The 7,995-nt window shown below is 65.1% G+C and carries 5 protein-coding genes and 1 pseudogene; 1 reads left to right on the top strand and 5 read right to left on the bottom strand.

Annotated elements, in window-relative coordinates; genetic code table 11:
• Positions 1–142: 142 nt before the first annotated feature.
• Positions 143–736: pseudogene (locus ABSG20_RS25020) on the top strand (EF-Tu C-terminal domain-related protein); the annotation flags it as partial.
• Here ABSG20_RS25020 and ABSG20_RS25015 read toward each other — a convergent pair.
• From ABSG20_RS25015 to ABSG20_RS24995, 5 genes are all read right to left on the bottom strand, one after another.
• Entirely contained in the window at positions 726–4,391 is a 3,666-nt protein-coding gene (locus ABSG20_RS25015; RefSeq protein WP_423867176.1) for an AsmA family protein, read from the bottom strand. The pseudogene ABSG20_RS25020 and the gene ABSG20_RS25015 sit on opposite strands and share 11 nt — an antisense overlap.
• 198 nt (positions 4,392–4,589) lie before the next feature.
• A complete protein-coding gene (locus tag ABSG20_RS25010; protein ID WP_423867175.1) occupies positions 4,590–5,822 on the bottom strand; it encodes a cytochrome P450 in 1,233 nt (410 codons plus the stop codon).
• A gap of 339 nt (positions 5,823–6,161) precedes the next feature.
• Positions 6,162–6,338, bottom strand: coding sequence for a hypothetical protein (locus ABSG20_RS25005; RefSeq protein ID WP_423867174.1), 177 nt, complete (start codon positions 6,336–6,338; stop codon positions 6,162–6,164).
• A 118-nt stretch (positions 6,339–6,456) separates the two neighbouring features.
• Positions 6,457–6,870 (bottom strand): hypothetical protein, encoded by a 414-nt coding sequence (locus ABSG20_RS25000; RefSeq protein ID WP_423867173.1) that lies wholly within the window; start codon positions 6,868–6,870, stop codon positions 6,457–6,459.
• A gap of 531 nt (positions 6,871–7,401) precedes the next feature.
• Positions 7,402–7,995, bottom strand: a 594-nt coding sequence (locus ABSG20_RS24995; protein WP_423867172.1) for an alpha/beta hydrolase family protein, incomplete at its 5' end; no start/stop codon positions are given.

The following is a 7,995-nucleotide window of genomic DNA, read 5'->3' as shown; positions in this document are numbered from 1 at the left end:
AGATTTTCGAGTGCCAGATAGCTTGGACCTTGCTTCGTCACGGACATGCGCGACCAATCGCACGGCCGAATAAACGGCAGCGCGGCGGCGGCTTTCGCGACGATATGCGAGCGCAGGCTCCTGAAACTGTTCGAGGCGCTCCGACCTCTATGTCGAGTTGCCCGAGCGGCCCAAGGATCGGCCGTTCCTGATGCCGATCGAAGGCGTCCAGTCGATCGCGGGCCGCGGCACGGTGGTGACCGGGCTGATCGAGCGCGGCACCATCAAGCTCGGTGACGAGGTCGAGATCGTAGGCCTCGGCGAGACCCGCAAGTCGGTGGTGACCAGCATCGAGACCTACCGGAAGATCCTCGCGCAGGGGGAGGCCGGCGACAATGTCGGCTGCCTGCTGCGCGGGATCGACAAGGATGCGGTGCAGCGGGGCCAGGTGCTGTCGAGGCCGGGCGCCGCGAAGCCGCACCGGGCCTTCCGGGCGGAAGTGTACGTGCTGACGAAGGACGAGGGCGGGCGTCACACGCCCTTCTTCGGGAACTATCGTCCGCAGTTCTACTTCCGCACCGCCGACGTCACCGGCACCGTCCAACTCGGAAACGGCGTCGAGATGGTGATGCCGGGCGACAATGCCGAGCTCGGAATCGAGCTCAGCAAGGCGATCGCGCTGGAAGAGCGGGCGCGCTTTGCGATCCGCGAAGGCAACCGCACCGTCGGTGCCGGCATCGTGGCCGTCACGGAGTGATCGCCGGCTGCATCAGCACCAGCGGCGGCTTCGGCTTCGGCGGCCGCGCCACGCCCGGTGCGGGCCGAACCTCGATCGGCGGCGGCAGCGGCGCCACCTGCTGGCTCACCACGGGAGCATTGGCACCGGGCGGCGCAAGCGGCGGACGCGGCAGGAAGACCTTTGACTTCGAGGGCGGCCGGCGCGGATCGGGGCCGGGAAGCCGTGGCTCGGAGAACGGCTGATCCGGGACGATCGCGCTCGGCGCCGCGGCGGGAGGCTCCGCGCCTGCAGGCGGTGGAACAGATGCCGGCAAGGCCGGCGGCGGCTCGCCGCGCTCGATCGCATCCAGCCGGCGGGTTTCGCGATCGATCGTCCTCACCGCCAGCCATGTCGACAGCGACGTAACATCGACGATGCGATTGAGCGCATCGGGCGGACCCGCCGCAAACAGCTGAATTTCCGGACGGCTGGTCCCGGTTCCCGCCGTGGTCGAAGCCAGGCTGGCGCGAATATCGGCCTGGTCGGCCGGAAAATCAAATCCGCCGGACACGACGGCGCGGGCGCCGTCGGCGTCGAGCGATGTCGCGCTGATGCGAAGCCGGCCATCCCTGATCGTGAATGGAATCTGCGCCGACTTGACCGAGAGCGCGCCTGAGGACAGCACCGCTTCGACGATCTGCCGCAACCTCGTGTCATCGGTGGCCAGGCCGCGGTCGCTGGCGCGGATCGCAGCGTCGAAGGCCCTGGCATCGAGGCCGGCGATCTCGGCGCCTTCCAGCGTCACGGTTCCATTGCCCGACAACGCCCCGGTCAGCGCCTGCGCGCTGCGGCCCTGGCTTGAAAGCGTCATCTGCATCGACACATGGCCGGCGAGCAACGCCAGTGCGCGATAGCGCAGCGCCGTGCCATCGACCCCGGTGAGCTGGAGGTGCGCATTCAGCGTCATTCCGTTCGCGCCTTGCCGGGCATCGATATCAGCGGTCGCTTCGCCGCCGCCGATCCTTCCCTTGATGGCGTCGAACGTCAGCGATTGGCCGTCGCTTTTGACGGTGCCGCTCACCGGACGCAATTCGCCACCGCCCGGCAGCGAACCGTGCAACGCCTGGAACGCGACATGGCCGCGCCATCCGTTCAACAATCCCGAACCGAGCGGCTCCGCCGCATCGCGCCCCGCAGCACCAATGGCGAGCGCGAAGGCCGGCGCGAGATCGAGCCCGTCCATGCCGACCTCGCCCTCGATGGTGCTGTCCTGGCCGAGCGTCAATGCGATGTGCCCGCGCAGCCGCGACCCCGATGTCGCGCCGTCCAGATCATCGAAACTCAGCCTGTTGCCCAAAAGCGAAACCCGCGACGCAAGGCTGATGTCCCGCACCAGCCCATCGGCAGGCTTGAGATCGAACAGCGGCGCAAGACTGACATGGCGAACTTTCAGATCGACGCTGGCCTTGGGCTCGGCGGCCCAGGGTTCGGCGGTGCCCTGGGCCTCGGCATCCACGCCGGTTCCGGACATCCTGGCTTGCAGCTGCAATGGCGTCCGCCACGCGCCGGTGATCGACCCTTCAAACTGCGCCGCGCCCTCGCCGACCGCGACCGCCCGATCGAGCCCCAGCAACACCACCAACGCACGGCCGCGCTCGGCGGATAGCCTGGTTTCAATGCCGACACTGCTGCGCCGAAGCGTCTCGAGATCGAAGCCGCGCAGGGCCGCGGCATCAGGGGTCGCGGTGACCTTGACGACGCCCTTGAACTGCGGCGCGTCAAAGTCGAGAACGGCGCGCGCGCTGGCCTGATCGGCGCGCGCGGCATTCTTGCCGACGTCGAGCGTCAGTTTCAGGGCCGCTTGTCCCTGGCCTATCCCCATCGCATTAAGCCGTGACGCCAGCGCCGGCGCCACCGGCTCGATCATGCCGGTGATCTGGCTCAAGGATGCCGCGCTTGAATTCAGCGCCAGTTTGCCGGTGGCGTTGGCGCGGTCGAAATTTCCGGCGCCGTCCACCATCACGCCGCCGGCCTCGCCAACCCTCAGTTGATCGAGCGAGATCGTCTTCGGACCGTAGCCGAGCTTGGCCTTGAACGGATGCAAATCCTGACCTGCGGAAGTGGCGCGGCCAATATCCAGCGACAACTGCGCCTCATCGGGCCACTCGGCCTGTGGACCGGCCAGCGCGCGCGCGAATGAGCATGCGGCATCGAGATCGAGATGTTCGGCCCTGAACTCGGCTTCGAGGCGGGAACCGCCGCCTGCCGGCCGATCCGCAAGCGCAACCCGTCCTTCGACGGCACCGCCATCGATCTCGGCGCGCAGGGCTTCGATGGCAAGGCGGTTTGCGGTCACGCTGACCACGCCGCGCAAGCGCAGCGGCTTCTCGCTGTGGTAGGTGATCTCGCCCCGGCCCTGCAGCCACGCCGCCAGCACATCCGGGTCCGTCGATTCGACGTCGAGCACGCCTTTGAAGCCGCCTGACGGACTTGCTTGCGCGTTGGTGCCGTTGAAGTCGATATGGGTGGCGCCGGGTGCGCGAAAATCCAGGAGGTCGACGGTCCAGGATCTGGCGTCGGAATGCAGATCGGCGGCGAGATTCTGCAACGGACGCCCGCCCAGCATGATCTGCTCGGAATTGAACTCGATCTGCGCTGCTATCGGCGGCAGCGGAATTCTTCCGATCATCGCCCGCAGCCCCGGCAGCAGGCGGATCGGCTCCGCGGCGCTGTCGTCGCTGGTGACAAACTTGTCGGCGTCGAGCTGACGCGCCGACAGCACGGCATGAAGCAGCGGCGCCAAACCAAAGCGAATGTCGGCCTGACCGGCGAATTTCAGCGCGCTCTCCTCGGTGCCGTAGCTGGCCTCGAGCTGCTCCAGTTTCGCCGCGGCCGGATCGGCCCGGACCCTGGCCGATATCCGCCATGGCGGCGGCGCCTCGCCGCCCTTGCCTGCCGTCTTCGGCCCGGCATTGGCAGCCAGCACCATCGCGCCTTCGAAGCGCGGGGCGCGCGCCTCGAAGCTCAGCACGCCATCGAGATCGGCGGAGATGGCGCGGACGCCGGGATCGATGTTGAGATGAAGCCGGGTGCCGCGGCCATCCGCGCTTTGGCCGGACGATACCCGAAACGGGTAACGCGTGCCCGACAGCATGAAATTGCCGTCGCCGCGTATCGATCCGGCCAGCGAACGGACATCGCCGCTGAAGGCGATTTCGGTGAGTTCAAGCGTGCTGCGGCTCGCGGCGTCATGCAGCGCGACCCGTCCGGTCAGGTTCAGCCGGTCGATCGCCAGCGTTCCCAGGCTCGGCGTTCCACTCGATGCCGGCCAATCGATCCTGCCTTTGGCATCGAGGCCGAGATCGAGGGCCATGCCTTCGATCGAAAGCTCGTTGGCGCGCCATTCGCCGCGCATCAGCGCGCCCAGGCTGAACTCGACGTCGAGCTTGTCGGCGCGGACCTTGCCGAGATCGTTGGGGCCGCCGACCACCACCGAGCGCAGCCGCAGCGACGGCGTCGGCAACAGACGGGCATCGAGCGCTCCCCCGACACGCACCGGGGCCCCCAGCACCCTTGTGGCCTCGGCCTCGAATTGCGGCCGAAACTGATTCCAGTCGATGTAGTACGGCCCGATCAGCGCGGCCATCAGCGCGATGATAAAGGCAATCGCCAATCCGAGCAGCGTCGTCTGCACGGCGTCTCCCTCTGCACACGTTCCGGCGTGCTGGCCATTGGCGGCATGGCGCGGTCCATTCGCCGGCAATCCGCGATCGCGATGGTAACCGGCAGCTACTCACCCACCGCCGCGTGGAAAAACAACGCCGGATCAGCCCTCGTCATATATAGAGACAACTGTGGCGAAGTTACACTATTGTCGCGCGATAGCGAGGCGTCACCAGCTTGCGGGCAGTGTTTTGAGGCCGCGCAGCACGAAGGTCGGCCGCCACTGTGGATTGTCAGGCTGGTCGAGCCGCAGTTCCGGCAGGCGCCGCAGCAGGGTCGCGATCGCGACCTCCGCCTCGATCCGCGCCAGCTGGGCGCCGAGGCAATGGTGGATGCCGCCGCCAAAGGAAAGCGGACGGACATTGGGCCTGGTGATATCGAGACGATCCGGCCGGTCGGGATAAACGGCGGGATCGCGGTTGGCCGAGCCCAGAAGGCAGAGCACGCTTTCACCTTTCGGGATTTTCCTGCCGCCGAGATCGTCGATGTCCACAAGCGCCACCCGGCCGGTCAGCTGCACCGAGGAGTCGTAGCGCAGGAATTCCTCCACCGCGTTGCCGATGAGCGCGGGCTTGGCCTTGAGCAGCGCGAGCTGATCGGGATTGCGGTGCAACGCCAATAGTCCGTTTCCGATCAGATTGACGGTGGTCTCGTGACCTGCGCCGAACAGCAGAATGAGATTGGCGGTCAGTTCCTCGTTGGAAAGCTTGCTGCCGTCCTCCTCGGCCTGCAACAGCTGCGTCGTCAGGTCGTCACCGGGGTTCTTGCGCCTGATTTCGAACAGATGCTCGAAATACATCCTGGCCATGATCTGGCCGGCATTGCCCTGCTCGATTTCGGCCGGCGACAGCGGCACCGGCTCGAGCAGGCGTCCACCATCGCGCGAACCGGCGTAGAATGCCTCGCGATGTTCCGCGGGTATCCCAAGCATATCGCAGATGATCGTGACCGGCAGCCGGAACGCAAAATCCTCGATCAGGTCCATATGCCCCTGGCCGGAAATGCGATCGAGCGTCTGATCGACGACCTCCTGGATCCGCGGCCGCATGTCCTCGACCCGGCGCGCGGTGAACGCCTTCACCACCAGGGAGCGTAGGCGCGTGTGGTCGGGCGGGTCCTGATACAGCATCCAGTGGCGCATGCTGCGAAAGACCGGCTGCTCCAAGACCTCAGGTCGATAGCGCCGCTTGTTTCGTTCCACATAATCCTTGCCGAAGCGCTTGTCGCGCAGCACCGAGCTGACTTCCGCATGCCGGCTGGCGACGAACATGCCAAGCGGCGTGAGGTGCATGGGATCGGTGGTGCGCAGCCGCTCGTAATGCGGATAGGGATCGCGAATGAACTCCGGCGACAGCGGGTCGAACAGCGGCGCGGTGGTCGCGGTCTGAACGTGCTCGTTCATGGCATCCTCGAAAGCGGTTTCGCAACCCCGTTCACTGAGTTCATCGGGATCTCGTTGCAAGATCCCGACATGAAATTCACGGCCGGCAGATTGACGCTGACAATCCATCTTGGCGCTGTAAAGATAAATCGGGCGAGCTGTCGTGTCGCCGGACAATATGACGCAATTGATGGCAATATGGAGATGAAGAATCGCAACCGGGAGGATGAGGCCAGGGCCTTTGCTACCCAGCATCAAGGCCTTTGCTACCCGGAATATCGCAAACGTTTGCCACGGCGCCTGCCACAAGGCGTCGCGGTGCCGCCGCGCTGCTGAAAGCGCCGACGCTGTGTTGGCGGATCAGCCGGCGTGAACGACCAGCTTGTCCTCGGCAAAAAACTGCAGCGCGCCATAGCCTTCCATGTCGACCGCGTATCTGAGGTTGCCTTCGACCGTCGGGAACACGGCGATCACGGTGCCGGCATCATGGTTGCCGACCGCGTTGTCGACCTTTTCGCCAATCGCAAACTTTGCCATCGAGAACTCCTTTTGGAAGCATCGATGCAAGTATCGTGACAAATTGATTAAGATTTCCTGAGCACCGGCTCACAGCTATCGCTCGTCACGCCGGTGTGATCTGCCATGTTTAACAGGGCTATCGCCGACTGGAAGGCGCATCCCGGAATGACGCTGAGAGAGGGCGGTCACCCGCAGAACCACGGGCTTTGTCCAGCACCGCATGAAAATACGCATCGCGCTCGCGGTGAAAGAGCTGCTGGTGGGCACGGAACGCCGCCACCCTGCTCTCGACCTCCTGGCGCAATGCCCCCGGTGGAACCAATGACAGGCTCGTCATTCGCACGAGCTCGGCCGGACGTTCGACTTCCTGGGATTTTTTTACTTCGGATGTTTTGTCTGCTTCGGCTTTGTCGACGGGCGTGGAACTGCCGACGGTAGCTTCGGTCCGGGGCTGGTCCCGAACTTCCAACTCGAGTTTTGCCGCCCCGATCGACTGCACAAACGCCATGGTTTCCGAAATCAGGAGATCGCGCTCCTTTGCCCAATTCATCGCCCGCCCTCTTGCCCGGCTTTCATCTGAGCAAGAAACACCTGAGGGATCAAGTGGTGTTTCCGTATCGTACACCTTCTGATCCCCGGCCGAATTCTCCCGGGAAACTATAAATTCCAGAATTGCGGTGCGCACGTACCTTGGCGACGGCAGCGTCACTACCCCGATACGACCAGACGCGCTTGTGCAACTCCGACAGCACGCGATGGAAACGGAACGAGGAACCGCCGTTCGAGAATTTACCGCGCGGCGCCTTGCTCTTGATCGCGACACACGAGTTTCAGGCCCCGAACTCAATGACCGGTCACTCCGAGAACGCGAAGCGAACCTGGGATGAGGACCTTCCAACCGTCATTGCGAGGAGCTCTTGCGACGAAGCAATCCAGCTTTTCTTTCTGCGGCTGCGATGGATTGCTTCGCTCAATCGAGCGCGCGTTCGCGCGCCCGATTGGCTCGCAATGACGAGCCAAGATATGCACCCTATCAGCAAGCGCAGCCCGGATGAGCGGAGACAGGCGCCCGCCCTCGGCATCACGTCACGAGCTTGCCGATCCATGCCGATAGCGTCGCTGCGATCTCGTTCATCACATCGCGGTCATTCCGCCCGGAGCGCGCCGGGACGTGAAAGGCATGATCGGCCTCCTGCACCAGATGCAGCGACGCCGATGCCCCGAGGCGCTTGACGACAGGCTCCAGCAACTGCTGCTCCGCAAGCTTGTCGCGGGTGCCCTGAATAAAGAGCATCGGGAGACCGACGTCGGTGAGGTGCCTCGCCCGCGTATCGGATGGCTTGCCCGCCGGATGCAGGGGAAAGCCGAGAAAGGCCAGGCCGCGAACCCCGGCCAGCGGCGTGATGGCTTGCGCCTGCGACGTCATGCGGCCGCCGAACGATTTGCCGCCGGCGACCAGGACCAGGCCGGGGCAGCATTGCGCGGCCTCCGCCACCGCGGCCCGCACCGTGGCGTGAGCCATCGCCGGGACGTCCGGTCGCTTGCTGCCTTGTTCCATATAGGGGAATTGATAGCGCAACGTCGCGATGCCACGCTCGTAAAGCCCGGCCGCCACCTGCTCCATGAATGCGTGGGTCATGCCTGCGCCCGCGCCATGGGCGAACACAAAGCACGC

Source organism: Bradyrhizobium sp. (genome assembly GCF_049512235.1).
Lineage (GTDB): Bacteria > Pseudomonadota > Alphaproteobacteria > Rhizobiales > Xanthobacteraceae > Bradyrhizobium.
This window is presented reverse-complemented; position numbering and strand designations above follow the sequence as displayed.

Coding starts and splice junctions, on each gene's coding strand:
- ABSG20_RS25010 (WP_423867175.1), bottom strand. CDS start 5,822: ATGAACGAGCACGTTCAGACCGCGACCACCGCGCCGCTGTTCGACCCG.
- ABSG20_RS25005 (WP_423867174.1), bottom strand. CDS start 6,338: ATGGCAAAGTTTGCGATTGGCGAAAAGGTCGACAACGCGGTCGGCAAC.
- ABSG20_RS25000 (WP_423867173.1), bottom strand. CDS start 6,870: ATGAATTGGGCAAAGGAGCGCGATCTCCTGATTTCGGAAACCATGGCG.